General features: G+C 63.6%; 15 protein-coding genes and 1 riboswitch. Of the genes, 9 read left to right on the top strand and 6 right to left on the bottom strand.

Translation table 11 applies throughout. From position 1 onward, the window contains the following. Positions 1–9 precede the first annotated feature (9 nt). The 5 genes from AC1RQ5_RS23235 to AC1RQ5_RS23215 form a co-directional block, all read right to left on the bottom strand. Positions 10–792 carry an ABC transporter ATP-binding protein gene (locus AC1RQ5_RS23235; protein WP_493202094.1) on the bottom strand — a complete coding sequence of 261 codons (783 nt, stop codon included), beginning with the start codon at positions 790–792 and terminating at the stop codon, positions 10–12. Then, positions 789–1,814: a FecCD family ABC transporter permease gene (locus tag AC1RQ5_RS23230; RefSeq protein ID WP_493202092.1), complete on the bottom strand. Its 1,026-nt coding sequence runs from the start codon at positions 1,812–1,814 to the stop codon at positions 789–791. Before AC1RQ5_RS23230 ends, AC1RQ5_RS23235 begins: the two co-directional genes overlap by 4 nt. Next, the gene (locus AC1RQ5_RS23225; RefSeq protein WP_493202091.1) at positions 1,808–3,757 is read right to left on the bottom strand and encodes a TonB-dependent receptor plug domain-containing protein; all 1,950 of its coding nucleotides are present in this window, start codon (positions 3,755–3,757) and stop codon (positions 1,808–1,810) included. Before AC1RQ5_RS23225 ends, AC1RQ5_RS23230 begins: the two co-directional genes overlap by 7 nt. A 32-nt stretch (positions 3,758–3,789) precedes the next feature. Further along, positions 3,790–3,987: riboswitch (cobalamin riboswitch) on the bottom strand. A 130-nt stretch (positions 3,988–4,117) separates the two neighbouring features. After that, the gene (locus AC1RQ5_RS23220; protein WP_493202089.1) at positions 4,118–4,900 is read right to left on the bottom strand and encodes an alpha/beta fold hydrolase; all 783 of its coding nucleotides are present in this window, start codon (positions 4,898–4,900) and stop codon (positions 4,118–4,120) included. A gap of 4 nt (positions 4,901–4,904) precedes the next feature. Next, positions 4,905–6,200 carry an O-acetylhomoserine aminocarboxypropyltransferase gene (locus AC1RQ5_RS23215; RefSeq protein ID WP_493202087.1) on the bottom strand — a complete coding sequence of 432 codons (1,296 nt, stop codon included), beginning with the start codon at positions 6,198–6,200 and terminating at the stop codon, positions 4,905–4,907. 135 nt (positions 6,201–6,335) lie between these two features. On the opposite strand from AC1RQ5_RS23215, the gene AC1RQ5_RS23210 reads away from it, so the two are divergent. From AC1RQ5_RS23210 to uraD, 5 genes are all read left to right on the top strand, one after another. After that, entirely contained in the window at positions 6,336–6,575 is a 240-nt protein-coding gene (locus AC1RQ5_RS23210; protein ID WP_398478837.1) for a hypothetical protein, read from the top strand. 158 nt (positions 6,576–6,733) lie between these two features. Further along, positions 6,734–6,991, top strand: a complete 258-nt coding sequence (locus AC1RQ5_RS23205; RefSeq protein WP_493202085.1) for a hypothetical protein — start codon at positions 6,734–6,736, stop codon at positions 6,989–6,991. Positions 6,992–7,900: 909 nt separating this feature from the next. Continuing rightward, positions 7,901–8,314: a DUF3830 family protein gene (locus AC1RQ5_RS23200; RefSeq protein WP_493202084.1), complete on the top strand. Its 414-nt coding sequence runs from the start codon at positions 7,901–7,903 to the stop codon at positions 8,312–8,314. After that, a complete protein-coding gene (gene puuE / locus AC1RQ5_RS23195) occupies positions 8,314–9,246 on the top strand; it encodes an allantoinase PuuE (protein WP_493202082.1) in 933 nt (310 codons plus the stop codon). Before AC1RQ5_RS23200 ends, puuE begins: the two co-directional genes overlap by 1 nt. A gap of 9 nt (positions 9,247–9,255) precedes the next feature. Next, a complete protein-coding gene (gene uraD / locus AC1RQ5_RS23190) occupies positions 9,256–10,143 on the top strand; it encodes a 2-oxo-4-hydroxy-4-carboxy-5-ureidoimidazoline decarboxylase (RefSeq protein ID WP_493202081.1) in 888 nt (295 codons plus the stop codon). 151 nt (positions 10,144–10,294) lie between these two features. Here uraD and AC1RQ5_RS23185 read toward each other — a convergent pair whose 3' ends face one another. Beyond that, on the bottom strand, positions 10,295–11,689 hold the full coding sequence (locus AC1RQ5_RS23185) for a nucleobase:cation symporter-2 family protein (protein WP_493202079.1): 1,395 nt from the start codon (positions 11,687–11,689) through the stop codon (positions 10,295–10,297). 179 nt (positions 11,690–11,868) lie between these two features. Here AC1RQ5_RS23185 and pucL point away from each other — a divergent pair, with 179 nt between their 5' ends. From pucL to AC1RQ5_RS23165, 4 genes are all read left to right on the top strand, one after another. Then, complete coding sequence (pucL, locus tag AC1RQ5_RS23180) at positions 11,869–12,708, top strand: factor-independent urate hydroxylase (protein WP_493202077.1); 840 nt, start codon at positions 11,869–11,871, stop codon at positions 12,706–12,708. 300 nt (positions 12,709–13,008) lie between these two features. Continuing rightward, positions 13,009–14,262 (top strand): allantoate amidohydrolase, encoded by a 1,254-nt coding sequence (locus AC1RQ5_RS23175; RefSeq protein WP_493202075.1) that lies wholly within the window; start codon positions 13,009–13,011, stop codon positions 14,260–14,262. A gap of 17 nt (positions 14,263–14,279) precedes the next feature. Beyond that, positions 14,280–15,152, top strand: coding sequence for a dihydrodipicolinate synthase family protein (locus AC1RQ5_RS23170; RefSeq protein ID WP_398478820.1), 873 nt, complete (start codon positions 14,280–14,282; stop codon positions 15,150–15,152). A 216-nt stretch (positions 15,153–15,368) separates the two neighbouring features. Then, a complete protein-coding gene (locus tag AC1RQ5_RS23165; protein ID WP_493202073.1) occupies positions 15,369–17,693 on the top strand; it encodes a xanthine dehydrogenase family protein molybdopterin-binding subunit in 2,325 nt (774 codons plus the stop codon). The last annotated feature ends 62 nt before the right edge of the window (positions 17,694–17,755 follow it).

Genomic DNA, 17,755 nt, shown 5'->3' with positions numbered 1-17,755 from the left:
CGACATCGCTCACACTCCCGACCAGGGCATGATCACGGTCTCGCTGCCATGCGCGGCGCGGTAGGCACCGATCCGGAACACATCGGCGAGGATCGCATCGGACAGTGCCTCGTCGGGCGCGGCCTGCGCGACGAGGCGGCCGTTCGACATCACCAGCACGGTATCGGCAAAGCGCGCAGCGAGGCCGAGATCGTGGGTGACGACGATCACCAGCACGCCGTTATCGGCTGTGCGGCGGAGGTTCGTCATCACGTCCAGCTGATAGCGCGGATCGAGCGAGGCGGTCGGCTCGTCGGCGAGCACGATGGGCGCCTCGACGGCGAGCACGCGCGCGAGCGCCACGCGGCTGCGTTCGCCGCCCGAGAGTTCGGTGACGATCCGGTCGGCGAAGCCGATCGTATCGGTTGCCTGCATGGCGCGCTGGACCGCGGCCTGATCGGCAGGTGCCAGTCGCGCGGGATCAGTGCCGCCATGGGGATAGCGACCGAGCGCGACGACGTCCTTGGCCACCAGTGGCCAATGCACGAGATGGCCTTGCGGCAGATAGCCGAAACGCTTGGCGCGCTCGCGCAACGACAGATCGGCCAGCGCGGTGCCATCGACCACGATGTGGCCGGTCGATGGCTGCAGGCCGGCGAGGGCGCGCAGCAGTGTCGTCTTGCCGGCGCCGTTCGGGCCGACAAGGGCGACGAGATGGCCGCTCGCCAATGATAGCGAGACGTTCTCCAGCACGCGTCTGCTGGAGAGCGTGACGTTCAGATCAGTTGCGGTGAGCAGATGCGCTTCGCTCATGCGATGCCTCCGCCGAGTGCGCGGCGTTCGCGCATGATCAGATAGAGAAAGAACGGCACGCCGATGATCGAGGTGAGCACGCCGACCTTGATGTCGGTGGTGGACGGAATGATGCGCACCGCGATATCGGCTGCGAGCAGCAGGGCTGCGCCGGTGAGTGCGCTCGGGATCAACAGGCGTGCCGGATCATGGCCGATGATCGGGCGCATCAGATGCGGTGCGATCAGACCGATAAAGCCGATGGTGCCGGCCACGGCGACAGCACCGCCAACGCCCAGGGCGACACCGATAATGACGAGAAGCCGCAGGCGCGCAACATTCACGCCGAGGCTCTGCGCAGTCTCCTCGCCGAGGCTGAGAGCGCGGAAGGCGGAGCGCTGGCTCATCAGGATCACTGCGCCGGCCATGATGAACGGCAGCGCCAGCGTCACATGGCGGAAGCTGCGGTCTTCCAGTGAACCAAGCAGCCAGAACGCGATCTCAAGCGCGGCAAAGGGATTTGGCGACAGGTTCATCACCAGCGCCGTCGCGGCACCGGCCAGACTCGAAATGGCGAGGCCCGCGAGGATCAGCAGGAGCAGTCCGGCATTGCGGCCGGCGATGGTGAGCAGCACGAAGACCGATGCGAAGGCCATCGTGATCCCCGCGACGGGCAATGCCCATGAACGGACATCGGCGAGACCGAGCGAGATCATCAGCACGGCGCCGAAGGCCGCCGATTGCGGTGCGCCGAACAGCGATGGTGAGGCGAGCGGATTGCGCAGGAGGCCTTGCAGCGCGGCACCGGACAGGCCGAGAATGGCACCGATGGCAAGCGCGAGGATCGCGCGCGGCAATCGGATCTCCCGGACGATGATCTGATGCACATCGGTGCCGCCGCCGAACAGCGCGTCGAGCACCGTCAGCGGCGGCAGGCGAACAGGGCCGGTACCGAGCGACGCCAGCAGCAGCACAACCACCAGCGCGGCAAGTGCCGCGGTGGCGATCATCGTTCGTCTTGCTGCTGACTGTCCGGTCACCATGTGGCGTTGAATCCTGCATAGAGTGCCGGGCCAGTCGTACCGAAGTTCAGCACCTCCTGGTAGCGCTCATTGAGGATGTTTTCGCCGCGGGCGAACACCTTCCAGTTCGCGTCGAGCCTGTATTCGCTATAGAGATCGACGCGGGTATAGGCATCGACGACATTGGTCTCGTTGGCGGCACTGTAGCGCTTCGACACCGTCGTGATGCGGGGCTCGATCAGCCAGCGATCATTCGGCGTGATGGTGACCGCGAAACGCGCCAGGTTCTGCGGGCGACGTGCCAGGGTCAGGCCGGTGGTGAGATCGACCGCATGCAGATAGGTATAGGCCGCATTGATCTTCACGAGGCCTGGAATCACATCGATATTGGCGCCGACTTCAAGGCCGCTGGTCTCGGCACGGGCGACATTGGTGTAGTAGCCGAGCGGACGCGAGGCATCGCTGACGAAGTTGATGAGGTTGCTGAAGTCATTGGCAAAGCCCGTCACCGAGAGCACGACACGGCCGTCGAACAGGCTCTGGTCGATGCCAGCGTCATAGCCGAAGCTGGTTTCCGGCGTCAGGTTGAGGCTGCCATAGGTGGTGTCGTAGAGCTGGAACAAGGTCGGCGCCTTGGCGCCGGTGCCGGCGCTGGCGCGCAGTTTGGTGCCGGTCTCCGCGATGTTGTAGGCCGCCGTTGCGCGCCACGTCTCGAAACGCGCGACATTGACCACGTCATCGACACGGCCACCCAGCGTGATGTTCAGACGCTCGCCGATCGGCAGTGACCACAAAGCGAAAGCTGAATTGGTGTCCTGCTGCTTCGCCAGCAGCGGCGTCATCAGGCCGGCGATGGGCAGCACATTGGTGGAGAAGGTCTGCGCCGTCTCGCTCTGCGTCTTGGCGCCGTAAATCAAGGTGCCGAAACCACCGAGCTTCAGATTGGCTTGATATTCCGCGCCGAGGCTGTTGCCCCAATAATCCGACGTCTTCACCGTCGTGTTCTGCGGCAGCATATTGGTGCGATAGGTGTAGTCGGTGAACGAGCGTTCGGTATGGGTGTTCGACACCGTCACGTTATGCGTGAGAATGCCGCCGAAGGAGTCGATGCCGACGCGGCCATAGATGGTCTGCAGCAGGCGATCGGCCGATGCCGGCGTATCCGGGAACGTGCCGCTCGCTGCGTCATAGGCTGCGCGCGTGAAGGACTGCACGGTGCCGGCTTCGAGTCGAATGCCTTCGCCGGCGTCATAGCCGATGCGCGCGCTGCCGCCGACGCGGTCGAAACCGTCGCGTTCGAGATTCGGGAAGCGCGCCTCGAGTGCCGGGATGCGATAGCCGTAACGTGAAAAACCGTTGGAGTGCTGGCCGCCGCCGGTGAAGGCATAGGACCACGGACCATTGGTGCCGACCAGCGAGCCTTGCGTCACCACGGTGCCATAGCTGCCGGCTTCGGTGCGGACATTGAACTGCGCGGGGCCCGAGCCTTTCTTGGTGATGATATTGATCACGCCGCCCATGGCGTCGGAGCCATAGAGCGCGCTTTGCGGGCCGCGGAGCACCTCGATGCGATCGATGGCCGAGGGCGCGAACATGGCAAATTCAAAATCGCCGGACGCCGCCGTGGGATCGTTGACGCGGATGCCGTCGATCATCACCAGCGTCTGGCCGGTATTGGCGCCGCGCATGCGCACATTCGCCGTGCCGCCGGGGCCGCCATTTTCAGAGATGTCGATGCCAGGCACGCTGCGCAGCGCATCGACCAGCGAGCCGGGATTGGATGTCGCGATGGTCTCGCCTGAAACAACGCTGATGGCGCTGCCGGTTGCGCTCAGCGGCTCCGGCGCACGGCTTGCGGTGACGACGACTTCTGAGAGTTCCTGAGGACTGGATTGCGCCTGTGCCTGATGTGCAGACACAGCCAGAATCGCTGCGCCAGTCGCAGCGACCATACGGATAGACATGAGATTCCTTGCCGTCGACCCACCGTCGAACGTGTTCAGTCATGTCTCCGGCCGGTCTCCTGGCTCGCAGTGCTTTCCGGATCCGCCTTCCCGAGCATGCTCAGTGGCTTCAAGGATCCGGACCAACTGCTTACAGTTGCGGGGGCAGCCGCGGCATCAGGGGGAGTTCTCCCCCACACCGCATTCCCGTTTCACCTCCTCGCGGAGGCACCGATGACGGAACCTAACTCGCACAGAGCGTCGCGCTGCGCAACAGGCATATGCTCGTCATTGCGAGGAGCGACAGCGACGAAGCAATCCAGAAACCACGCGAAGGAAGAACTGGATTGCTTCGCTGCGCTCGCAATGACGGCTTTGGTTCTAGCTGCTGAGTGCGGCGAGAACCTCGTCGGGACGCTCGACCATCATCATGTGGCCGGTGGCGGGAAGAATCACCGTGCGCGCGTCGGTGATTGCTGCCGCCAGCGCTTTGCCGGATTTCGCCGGGGTCATCATGTCCCGTTCGCCGAGGATGAGCGTGACGGGAACCTTGATCTGCGCCGCTGCGGCGAGGGCGCCTTGATACGCGTTGCAGGCGTTGAGATCGGCATGCAGCACGCCGGGCTTCGTCGCCTCCAGCACGCGCTGCGCGCCGGTATGCATCCACAGACCCGGCGCGAGACTGCCGCCGAGTTCGGCGCGCATGCCGAGACCCCAGATCGAGACCATGTCGATGGCCGAATGTTCGTTGGCTTCGGCGTCTTTCAGCAGATCGGGACCGACCGTCATCGTTGCCGCCGTACCGAGCAGGTCGAGGCGCGTGACCTTGTCGGGATGGCGCGCGGCGGTCTCCAGCGCGATCAGCGAGCCCATGGAGTGGCCGATGAGGCGTGCCTGCTTTGCGCCTGCTGCGATGATCAGCGCGGCAGTCCAGTCGGCGAGATCGCCGATGGTTGTGAGTGCGTCGCCACCGCTGCGGCCATGGCCGGGAAGATCGGGCGCGAGCACCGCATAGCCATGATGCGCAAACCAGCGCGTATGCAGCGCCCAGGTGGAGCTGTCGAAGCCGGCGCCGTGCAGCAGCACGACGACGGGCAATGACGGATCGAAGGTGCGGCCGCCATTGGCGACAAAGGTGTCGTGTCCATTGACCGTGATCTGCATCGGCTCAGCCCTTCTGCGAGAAGCGCAGCGCCTGCGCGAGATCGTCGATGATGTCTTGCGCGGCCTCGATGCCGACGGAGAGGCGGATCAGCTCTTCGCCGATGCCCGCGGCCTTCAGTTGTTCGGCATCCATCTGCTGATGGGTCGTCGAGGCCGGATGGATCACCAGCGTCTTGGCATCGCCGACATTGGCGAGATGGCTGGTGAGTTTCAGTGCCTCGATGAATTTGCGGCCCGCGGGACGTCCGCCCTTGATGCCGAAGGAGATGATGGAGCCGGCGCCGCGCGGCAGCAGCGTTTTTGCCAGCGCATGATCGGGATGGTTTTCCAGCGAGGGATGCAGCACCCAATCGACCGCCTTGTTGGCCGTGAGCGCGGCAAGCACGGCGCTCGTATTGGCGACATGGCGCTCCATGCGGATGCCGAGTGTCTCGACGCCTTGCAGGAGCTGGAACGCATTGGTCGGCGAGAGGCACGCGCCAAAATCGCGCAGACCTTCGGTGCGGGCGCGCATGATGAAAGCCGCAGTGCCGAACTGTTCGTCGAAGACGATGCCGTGATAGCCGGCATAGGGTTCGGTGAGCTGCGGGAATTTGCCGGAGGCGCGCCAGTCGAAGCGGCCGGCATCGACAATGACGCCGCCGATGGCGATGCCATGGCCACCGATCCATTTGGTCGTCGAATTCATGACGATGTCGGCGCCGAGATCGAGCGGGCGCGACAGGAAGGGCGTCGCGAATGTGTTGTCGATCAGCAGCGGAATCTTCGCGGCATGGGCAATGTCCGCGACGGCGGGAATGTCGAGCACTTCGAGGCCGGGATTGCCGATGGTCTCGCCGATCACGAGCTTCGTGTTCGGCTTGATCGCGGCCTTGAACGCATCGAGATCGCGCGGTTTCACGAAGGTCGTGGTGATGCCGAAGCGCGGCAGCGTGTGTGCCAAGAGATTGATGGTGCCGCCATAGAGCGACGATGACGCCACGATGTGATCGCCGGCATTGAGGATGGTCGCGATGGCGAGATGGAGTGCTGCCATGCCTGATGCGGTGCAGACGGCGCCGACGCCGTTCTCCAGTGCGGCCAGGCGCTCTTCGAGCACCGCGATGGTCGGATTGGAGATGCGGGTATAGATGTGCCCGGCGCGTTCGAGATTGAACAAAGCTGCGGCGTGATCGGTGTCCTGAAACACGAAGGATGTTGTTTGATGAATCGGCACCGCGCGCGATCCGGTGACGGGATCGGGATGCTGGCCCGCATGCAGGCTCAGCGTTTCGAAAGCGGGTGGCTTGGGTGCTGGCATCGTGTGTCTCGTCCCCTTTGATTTTGGCCATTTATGGCACGAATCGGTTTGCAGATGCGAGCAATGCGCGTTTCGACAGATGGAACAAAGCGATCGGTTTCGGCTTGTTGGTGATCGCGCCTGTGGAGAATTCCCATGAAAAAATTGCTGCTATGCACCGCCGTGATGGGCCTGGTGCTTTCGTCTGTTGCCGCTGAAGCCAAGGGATGTATCAAAGGCGCGATCATCGGCGGCATCGCCGGTCATTACGCAGGACATGGCAAGGTCGGCGCCGTTGCGGGTTGCGTGATCGGGCGGCACGAGGCAAACAAAGCCGATGCCGAGCGGGCGCAGAAGGCACAGCAGCCATCGCCGCGTCAGGGTAGCCACATCTAGCACCACGTGCTGTTGTCGTACTGCCGCCGCTTTTTGCGCGCGGCATCGTGTTCTTGAAGAACAAGAGGATTCGAACGGCCTCGCTCCATGGATTTTGCTGTGGAGACGAGGCTGCCGTCGTCTTCGGGCGATGGTTTGGGGAAGTAGGCGTAAGGGGCGTGGTACTACATCGCGACGTTTTCTGGCTCGGCCGGCAGTGGGCTGTCACCGGTTACGGTGTTCAGGCTGTCAGCAAGAAGCACAATATGAAATTCGATATCGAGGTGTCGCAGATCTGGGGCGACGATCTCGACGCGCCGATGCGCGATCTCTCGTGGTTCGATGCGAAGGATTTTGCCGAAGCGGTGGAGCGGGCGCGCAAGCGGGCGACAGAAGAGCCGCTGACGTTCCGACCGCCGCTGAGTGATGAGCGGTAAGGGGACTTTTCCCTCCCCCAAGCCGCGAAGCGGCGCAGCGGGGAGGGTGGTGAGACGCGAGCGTTCAGCGAGCTTCGAGACGGGTGGGGTGTTTCCGCAAGCTCCGACGTCACGTGGGGCGCCCCACCCCGGCCCTCCCCGCTGCGCCGCTGCGCGGCTTGGGGGAGGGAGCACTCCTGGCGGCGCGTGACGTCCTGATCAACCTGTCAAACAGCCCCGTCATTCCTGAAATCATGAGTCCGCGTTCTCGCGGCGCCCAGGGGCGTCCGAGGTGTGAGCATTCTCCCCTCGACACATGAGGGGAGGTGGCACGCCGCAAGGCGCACTTGAGTGGACTGGACGCTGCTCCTGCCTGCTGGATCGCCAGCAAACCGGAGCCGCGCAACGCCTTACGGCGCGCCACCGCGACGTCTTGCTAGTCGAAGGACCGTTCTTCCGGGTACTGGGCACTCCCATTGGGAGTCATCCGGCAGGTTTCCCTGCCTTCACCCGCACCACGTCCAGCCGCGCTAGCGGCAGACCCCCTTAGTGGGGCCGGACGGTGACCCTCGACCACCCGAGTGCGAGAGGCTGCGTTTGCCTCAAGCCCGCAGGCGCCGCATCCACGTTCCGCCCAAAAGACGCCTCATGAGAGCGCCCCTCGCGAACGAGACGGGAGGGATAATGGTGGTTATGGGAATTTTGTCAAGAACAAAGATAGAACAGATCCGCTCCAACTGTCATCGCCCGCGGAAGCGGGCGATCCAGTAGACACGCGCCTGGCAGCTTTATCCGAGACGCCAGTGTTTACTGGATTGCCCAGTCAAGCCGGGCAACGACACGGAGAGAACGCTCCACTCTTGCATCTTCATCACGCACCTGCACACTGGACCCATCGTTCAATTCCCCCGACACGCGAGACAAGCCCGCATGAGCCAGCTCAAAGTCCATATCGGCGACTTCACCTTCGATGCGAAATTCGAGGACGAGGATGCGCCGAAGACCGTCGCCGCCTTCAAGAAGGCGATGCCGTTCGACAGCCAGGCGATCCATGTGCGCTGGAGCGGCGAGGGCGTGTGGATGCCGCTCGGCGATCTCGATTTCGGTGTCGATTACGAGAATCACACCTCGTTCCCGGCGCCGGGCCACATGATCCTGTATCCCGGCGGGATCAGCGAGACCGAGATCCTGCTGGCCTATAGCGGCGTGCATTTCGCCAGCAAGATGGGCCAACTCGCCGGCAACCACTTCATCACCATCACCTCCAATCTCGACAAGCTGAAGGAGATGGGCAAGACGGTGCTGTGGAAGGGCGCGCAAAAGGTTCGCATCGAGCTGGTGTGATGGCATCCGACTATCCCCGCGATCTCCGCGGCTACGGCCGCAATCCGCCCGATCCGAAATGGCCGGGCGGCGCGCGCGTGGCCGTGCAATTCGTCGTCAACTTCGAGGAAGGCGGCGAGAACAACATCCTGCATGGCGATCGCGCATCGGAGGCGTTTCTCTCGGACGTGCTGGGCGCGCAGCCCTGGCCCGGACAGCGCCATGCCAATATCGAAAGCATGTTCGAATATGGCTCGCGTGCCGGCTTCTGGCGGCTGTTCCGGATGTTTTCCGAGCGCGGCCTGCCGACCACGGTGTTCGGCGTCGCCACGGCGCTGCAGCGCAATCCCGAGATCGTCGCTGCCATGCTGGAAGCGAAGTGGGATATCGCCAGCCACAGCCTGAAATGGATCGAGCACAAGGACATGTCGGAGCCCGAGGAGCGCTTCGAGATCGCGGAAGCAATCCGGGTGCATACCGAGGTCGTGGGATCGCGGCCGACCGGCTGGTACACCGGCCGCAGCTCCATCAACACGCTGCGGCTTTTGATGGACACCGGCGGCTTCAAATATCTCAGTGACTCCTATGCCGATGATCTGCCCTACTGGATCAAGGGGGCAAGCGAGCCGCAGCTCATCATTCCCTATACGTTGGACGCCAATGACATGCGTTTCACCAATCCGCAGGGTTTCAGCACCGGCGAGCAGTTCTTCTCTTATCTGAAGGACTCGTTCGACGTGCTCTATGCGGAAGGCGCGACATCGCCGAAGATGATGACGGTGGGCCTGCATTGCCGCCTCGTGGGACGGCCGGGCCGCGCGGCCTCGCTGATGCGGTTTCTCGATTACATCACGAGCCACGACAAAGTGTGGGTGCCGACGCGGCTGCAGATTGCCGAGCACTGGCACGCGAATTTGAAACATCTCGCGGCAGACGCGCGCGCGATCGGATAGGGGCCACGCATGACCGGGACGACGCTCGCTCACCTCAATTCATGCAGCAAGGCGGACTTCGTCACGGCCCTCGCGAATATCTTCGAATATTCGCCGTGGATTGCGGAGGCTGCGGCGGACAAGCGCCCATTCGCCGGTGTCAGCGAATTGTTTGCGACCATGCGCAAGGTGGTCGAAGACGCCGAGCCCGGCCAGCGACTGGCCTTGATCAAGGCGCATCCCGATCTCGCCGACAAGACCCAGCGCGGTGACCTGCTCACGGCGGAGTCCAACGCAGAACAGAACAGCGTCGGGCTCGATCGGTTGTCGGAGGCCGAATATGAGGCGTTCGAGCGGGTGAACACGGCCTATCGCGATAAATTCGGTTTCCCCTATATCGTCTGCGTCCGCCGCCACACCAAGGATTCCATCCTCGCCAATTTCGCGCAGCGGCTGCCGAATGATGCTGCAACGGAAGTCGCTGCGTCGATCGCGGAGATCTGCAAGATTGCGGCTTTGCGCACGGACCTGCTGGTGAAGGGCGACAATCCGCTCAAGGTGCATGGGCGGCTCTCGACCCATGTGCTCGATACGCATAGTGGTCGCCCGGCGGAAGGGATCGAGGTCGAACTCGTCGAACTATCGAAGCTCGGTGCCAGCCGGGTGATCGCGCGCACGCTCACCAATCACGATGGTCGCACCGATGTGCCGCTGATCGGCGGGCGGCCGGTGCCGATCGGGCGCTATGAGCTGACATTCAAGGTCGGCGCGTATTTCGCGGCGCGCGGTGTGCCGTTGTCGGATCCGCCGTTCCTGGATGAGATCCCGCTGCGGTTTTCGGTCTATGAGCCGGAAGGGCATCTCCACGTGCCACTGCTGGTGACGCCGTGGAGTTACGGAACGTATCGGGGGAGTTGAGAACCACTCCGCCCCTCATAAACTCCAGCCCCTCATGGTGAGGAGGCGCGCAGCGCCGTCTCGAACCATGAGCTGGCCTGGCCGGAGTGTGCGGCCATCCTTCGAGGCGCCGCTACGCGGCTCCTCAGGATGAAGGCGGAGTTTGGTGGCCTCAATGCGTCGCTGCGGCCGCAGCTCCCGCGGCTTCCGCCTTCGCGCTCTCCGCGCTTCCCAATCCGTTGAAGAACGCATTCAGCATCACGGCCACCAGCGCCGACAGCAGAATGCCGGACTCCAGCAATGGGTGCAGGTCGTGCGGCAGCGCCTTGAAGAAGTTCGGCGCCACCAGCGGGATCATGCCGAAGCCCACCGAGATGGCGACGATGAAGAGATTGTAGCTGTTGGTCTTGAAATCCACCGCGGTGAGAATGCGTGCGCCGGTGGCGGCGACCATGCCGAACATCACGAGTCCGGCGCCGCCGAGCACGACCAGCGGCACCGCTTCCACCAAGGCGGCCATCTTCGGCAACAACCCAAGCGCCAGCATGATGACGCCGCCGGCCACCGTGACCCAGCGCGAACGCACGCCGGTGACGCCGACCAGGCCGACATTCTGCGAGAAGGACGTATAGGGGAAGGTGTTGAAGACACCACCGATCAGCGTGCCGACGCCGTCGGCGCGCAGGCCCTTGGTGAGGTCGTCGCGGTCCACCGTCTTGCCGGTGAGTTCGCCGAGCGCGAGGAACATGCCGAGGGATTCGATCATCACCACGACCATGACGATGCACATGGTGACGACGGGGATGAGATGGAATTGCGGTACGCCGAAATGGAAGGGCAGCACGATGTCGCCCCAGGGCGCGGCAGCCACCTTGTCGAAATGCATCACGCCGAGCAGGCTGGCGAGAATGGCACCGGCGACGATGCCGAGCAGCACCGAAACATTGGCGATGAAACCCTTGCCCCATTTGATCAGCGCCAGGATCACCAGCAGCACGAACAGCGCGATGCCGAGGCCCTGCAACTGCCCGTAGCCCGGATTGGGAAAGCTGTGCGGCACGCCGTCGATCATCTTGGTCAATGTCGGTAGTCCGCCACCGGCCCAGTTGATGCCGACGCGCATCAGCGAGATTCCGATCACCATGATGATGGTGCCGGTGACGACGGGCGGAAACAGCGGCAGCAGCCGGCTGATGAAAGGCGCGACAATGATGCCGAAGATTCCGGCAGCGATCACCGATCCATAGATGCCGAGCAGTCCGATCTCCGGCGACGCGGCCATGGAGAGCATCGGGCCGACCGAGGCGAACGTGACGCCCATCATCACGGGCAGGCGGATGCCGACGCCGGGAAAGCCGAGGCACTGCACCAGCGTGGCGATGCCGCAGGCGAACAGGTCGGCGGAAATCAGGAAAGCGACGTCCTGTGGCGGCAATTTCAGCGCGCGGCCGATGATCAGGGGCACGGCGACGGCACCCGCATACATCACCAGCACATGCTGCAGGCCGAGCGCGACCAGCCGCGGCGTCGGCAGAACTTCGTCAACGGGATGGACGGTGGCAGTCATCGATGGATCCCCCTTGCTTACGTCATGAAAAACCAAGGCATTATGATCATCAGATACAAACGGCGTGCCACGGCGGACCGCGCTTGACCGGCGGCACGAAGGTTGCTGGAAATAGCGAGCCGGAACCCGCGGCGCCCGGATATTCCGGAGCGCCCGTCAGCAACAGTCGGAGGTCGCGCGTGCCACTCATCAAGAACCGCTACGGCAAGGGCCGGGTGCGCATCATGCGCGTCCACCGCGACGGCGACAAGCAGGAGGTCAGCCAGCTCAGCCTCAAGGTGATGCTGGAGGGCGATTTCGGCCGCGCCTATACGGATGCCGACAATTCGACCTCGACCTCCACCGATACCATCAAGAACATCGTCAATGTGGTGGCGCGGGAGAACACCGCGCTGCAGACCGAGCCGTTCTGCCAGGTGCTGGCGCAGCGCTATCTCGATCTCTATCCGCAGGCGAAGTCGGTGGCCATCACCGCGCATGAGACGAAATGGACCCGGCTGGTGATCGACGGCGTGCCGCATCCGCACAGTTTTGTGCGTGACGACAATGGCAAGCCGTTCGTCGAACTGCATGCGACCCGCGATGGCGTCACCATGAGCTCGGGGCTCGACACGTTCACCTTCATGAAGTCCACGCAGTCGGGCTGGGAGAACTATTACACCGACAAATATTCCACCATTCAGCCGACCAATGATCGTATCGCCGCGACATCCATGGTGGCGTCGTGGACATGGTCGGGCGTGCCGGCGGACTACAAGGCGGCCAATGCGAAGATACTCGAGGTGCTGTTGAAAGAGTTCGCCACCACCTATAGTCCGAGCGTGCAGAACAGCCTGTATCGCATGGGCGAAAAGGCGCTGGCTGCGGTGCCGGAGATTTCGGAGATCAGCATGGCCTGCCCGAACCTGCATTTCATCCTGATGAATCTGTCCGGCTTCGGCCTCGACAACAACAATGATGTGTTCCTGCCAACGGAAGAACCGCACGGGCAGATCGAATGCACGGTGGGACGGGGTTGATGCTTAACCTCTCCCCGTTCTTGACGGGGAGAGGTCGCCGCGTCTTCGCGGCGGGTGAGGGGCGGGGCACGCGGTTCGCGATACTGATGCGCTCTCGGGCCGATGGGTCTGCGATTGGACGGCCGCACCATTCCGATGGACTGGGCCTGTCGCGGATCGCGTGCCATGCGCCTCACCCGGCGCTACGCGCCGACCTCTCCCCGCGCAAGATGCGGGGAGAGGTTAGGAGCGTCGCCGCCCTTGCCAGCCAGGCGCCGGAATCTGCTACGGTGGCACACAGATCGAGTGGCCGGGATCGCGATGACAGACAATCACACACGTAACGACTTGCTCGGCGCGGACATCGTTCAGCGCATCGACCAGCTCGCCGCGATCTCCGAGGCGCCGGACAATCTCACGCGCGTGTTTCTCTCGAAGGAGCATCGTGCGGCCGCGGAGGTGCTGGTCATTTGGATGCAGCAGGCCGGCATGCTGGCGCGGATCGACGCGATCGGGAATGTGTGCGGGCGCTATGAAGGCACCAAGCTCGGTGCGCCATGCCTGATGCTGGGCTCGCATTACGACAGCGTGCGCGATGCGGGCAAGTGGGACGGGCCGCTCGGCGTCGTCACGGCCATCGCCTGTGTCGGCGATCTCAACCGCCGCAAGGTGCGGCTGCCATTCGCCATCGAGATCGTGGCCTTCGCCGATGAAGAGGGTACGCGCTTCGCCTCGACTTTGCTCGGCAGTCGCGCGGTGGCCGGCACCTTCGTCGAAAGCGCGCTGGCAAGTCGCGATCGCGACGGCGTCTCCATGCGTGATGCCATGGTCGCCTTCGGGCTCGATCCCGATCACATCGGCGCCGCCGCACGGGCGCCGGTGGAGGTGCTGGCCTATCTCGAACTGCATATCGAGCAGGGGCCGGTGCTGGAGGCGCAGAAGCTGCCGGTGGGCGTCGTCACGGCGATCGCCGGTGCGACGCGGCTCGCGGTCGAACTGCATGGCACCGCCGGTCATGCCGGCACCGTGCCGATGGCGATGCGGCGCGATGCGCTGACGGGGGCGGCGGAGTGCATCGTCGCGGTGGAGGAGTTCTGCCGTTCCGATCGCGGCGGGCTGGTCGGCACCGTGGGCTATATCAATGCGATGCCAGGGGCGACAAATGTCATTCCGGGGCTGGTGTCGTTCACGCTCGACATCCGCGCGCCGAAGGATAGCTATCGCAAGATGGCAGTGACCGACATCGTGCGCGAGATCGAGACCATTGCGAAGCAGCGTCAGCTCGATCTGCAGATCAACGTCACCCATGAAAACCGCACGGCGCCCTGTGCGCCATGGCTGCAAAACCAGATTGGTGCGGCGATCACGGCGGAAGGCTTTCGTGCGTTCGAGCTGCCCAGCGGCGCCGGCCATGACGGGATGGCGATGATCGACATCGCAGACATCGCGATGCTATTCGTACGTTGTCGTGGCGGCATCAGTCATAATCCGGCCGAGCATGTGGACGAGGCCGATGTCGATGCAGGCGCGCGCGTTTTGCTGCGCGTGATCGAGAATTTTACTCCCAAGATATGACTGCAAGGCATGATTGAATGAACAGTTTTCACGGCGTATTTCCCTATCTCGTTTCGCCCACCGATGCCGAAGGCCGTATTCGCACCGATGTGCTTGGGCGGCTGTGTGACGATCTCATCAAATCCGGCGTGCATGGGCTGACGCCGCTCGGCTCCACCGGCGAATTCGCCTATCTCAATCGCGAGCAGCGGCGTTCTGTCGTGCAGACCACCATCGACGCCGCCAATGGCCGCGTGCCCGTCATCGCCGGGGTGGCCTCGACCTCGACGGTTGATGCGGTGGCGCAGGCAAAGTCGTATCAGAAGCTCGGTGCCAACGGCATTCTCGCCATCCTCGAAGCCTATTTCCCGCTCAAGGATGCGCAGATCGAATCCTACTTCCGCGCCATCGCTGATGCCGTCGATATTCCGGTGGTGATCTATACCAATCCGCAATTCCAGCGGTCCGACCTGACGCTCGACGTTGTCGCGCGGCTCGCCGACCATCCGCGCATCAATTACATCAAGGATGCCTCCACCAATACGGGACGGCTGCTGTCGATCATCAATCGCAGCGGCGACAAGCTCAGTGTGTTTGCGGCTTCCGCACATATTCCGGCCGCTGTGATGATGATCGGCGGCGTCGGCTGGATGGCCGGTCCGGCCTGCGTGGTGCCGAAGCAGAGCGTGCGACTTTATGACCTCTGCAAGGCGCAGCGCTGGGACGAAGCCATGGTGCTGCAGCGGCAGCTGTGGGGGATCAACGAGGCCTTTGCGCGCTATAATCTCGCGGCCTGCATCAAGGCCGGCCTTGTCATTCAGGGCTATGACGTCGGCGATCCCGTGGCGCCGCAGCCGGCCTTGACGGTGGACGAGCGCAAGGTGGTCGAGCGGGTGCTCGCCGACATGTAACCGTCGGGCGGATGAGGCGAAGCCGTCATCCGCCGGCCGAATTCATGGCGGAAACTGCGCGGCGGATGACGCGGCGTTCATCCGTCCCACGGTCAGTGTAACAATATTCGGCATGCAAATCAGGGCGTTCTGGCCTGCCGCAATGCGGTTGGCGCGCATGGGTTTTTCGGGCAAGGTCCGGCCAACTCGCCCGAACGGCCCATCCAAGGACGCCTGATGAATATTTTGCCTGCCAACCTGCGTTTCGGCGCCGGTCTGTCTCCCAAGCGCCTCGAAGATCAGCGTCTCCTCACCGGGCAAGGCCATTTCATCGACGACAAGCCGGAAGACGGCGCGCTGTGGCTGCATGTACTGCGCTCGCCGCATGCGCATGCGAAGATCACCGGCGTGAATGTCGAGGCCGCCAAGGCGATGCCGGGCGTGCAGGCGATCATCACCGGTGCGGATCTGATCGCCGACGATGTCGGCACGCTGCCGACGCTGAACATCTTCAAGCGGCCGGACGGCTCCGAAATGAAATTCCCGCCGCGCCGCCTGCTGGCGCATGAAGCGGTGCGCTATGCCGGCGAGGGCGTCGCGGCGGTGATCGCAACATCGCGTCAGGCGGCGCAGCTGGCTGCCGAAGCCGTGGAAGTCGATTACGATGTGTTGCCGGCCGTGGTCGATCCGACCGCGGCGATTGCGGATGGCGCGCCGGCCGTGTGGGATGCGGCGCCCGACAATATTGCAGCCTCCATGAGCTATGGCGATGCAGCGAAGATCGAGGCGATCTTCGCTGCGGCCAAGCACACGGTGTCGCTCGACATCGTCAGCCAGCGGCTGGTGCCCTCGGCAATGGAGCCACGCAGCACGATCGCTGAAGTGGACAAGAAGACGGGCCGTCTCACTGTCTATGTGCAGTCGCAGACGCCGATGGCGACGCGCGACATCATTGCCGATGCGATCCTGAAGCGACCGAAGGATTCGATCCGTCTGGTGGTCGGTGATATCGGTGGCGGCTTCGGGCAGAAGACCAGCCTCTATCCGGAAGACGGCATCGTCGCTTACGCGGCGGTGAAGCTCGGCAAGACGATCCGCTGGCGCGGCGATCGCACCGACGATTTCGTCGGCGGCACCCATGGCCGCGATCTGACCTCGACCGCCGAACTCGCTCTCGACGCCAAGGGCCGCATCCAGGCCTATCGTGTGAAGTCGCTGGGCGGCACCGGCGCTTATCTCTCAGGCACGGGTGTTATCATTCCACTGGTGCTCGGGCCGTTCGTGCAGACCAGCGTCTATGACGTGCCGGACGTGCATTACGAGATCAAGGCGGTGATGACCAACACCGCGCCGGTCGGCGCCTATCGCGGCGCAGGTCGCCCCGAAGCGGTGTTCATCATGGAGCGATTGCTCGATGCCGCCGCGCGGCAGATCGGCATGGACCCGCGCACGATCCGGAAGGTGAACTACATCAAGCCGACGCAGTTTCCCTACAAGAACGCGGTTGGCCAAGTGTATGACAGCGGTGCCTTCGCGCATATGCTGGAGCGTGCGTCGGAGCTGTCCGACTGGGACGGTTTTGCCGCGCGCAAGAAGGAAGCAAAGAAGCGCGGCATGCTCTATGGCCGCGGCCTCACCAGCTATATCGAATGGACCGGCGGCCGAAATCACAGCGAGAAGGTGACGCTGACCGCGACGGCCAATGGCCGCGTCATTCTCTATTCCGGCACCATGGCCATGGGGCAGGGACTGCAGACTGCTTACTCGCAGATGGTCGCGACGTCGCTCGGTATCGACATCAACACGATCGACGTGGTGCAGGGCGACACCGACGTGGCACTCGGCTTCGGGAGCGTGGGCTCGCGCTCGCTGTTCGTCGGCGGCACGGCGGCGGTGGTCTCCACGCAGGACCTGATCAAGAAGGCGCGCGAGAAGGCGTCCAACATGCTCGAGGCCTCGGTGGAGGATATCGAATATGTCGATGGCTTTCTCACCGTGGTCGGCACCGACAGGCGCGTCAGCCTGTTCGAGATCGCCAAGGCCGAAGGCGGCGCCGGGCTGAGCGTGGACTCGACCGGCGAAGTCGATGCACCGAGCTGGCCCAATGGCACGCATATCTGCGAGGTCGAGATCGACCCCGAAACCGGCATCACCAATGTGGTGCGCTACACCACGGTGGACGATGTCGGCGTGGCGGTGAATCCGATGCTGGTCACCGGCCAGATCCATGGCGGCGTCGCACAGGGCATTGGTCAGGCGCTGTATGAGAATGTCCATTACGACGAGGACGGCCAGCTCATCACCGCGACCTATCAGGATTACTGCATCCCGCGCGCGGGCGATCTGCCGTGGATGAATGTCACGCTGGATGGCTCGGCGCCCTGCGTCACTAATCCGATCGGCGCCAAGGGCTGCGGCGAAAGCGGTGCGATCGGCGGACCGCCTTGCGTCGTCAACGGCGTGCTCGATGCACTGGCGCCCTATGGCGTCACGCAGATGAATACGCCGCTGTCGCCCATCAAGGTGTGGGAGGCGATCCGTAGCGCGAAGGCGGCGGCATAATGCTGGGGCCGTAGGATGGGTTGAGCGCAGCGATACCCATCACAACAGCCGCCGCAGCATGT

It is taken from the genome of Tardiphaga sp. GW821-FHT12E02 (assembly GCF_058807155.1).
The sequence above is the reverse complement of the archived record's forward strand: the minus strand, read 5'-3'. Positions and strand labels throughout refer to the sequence as shown.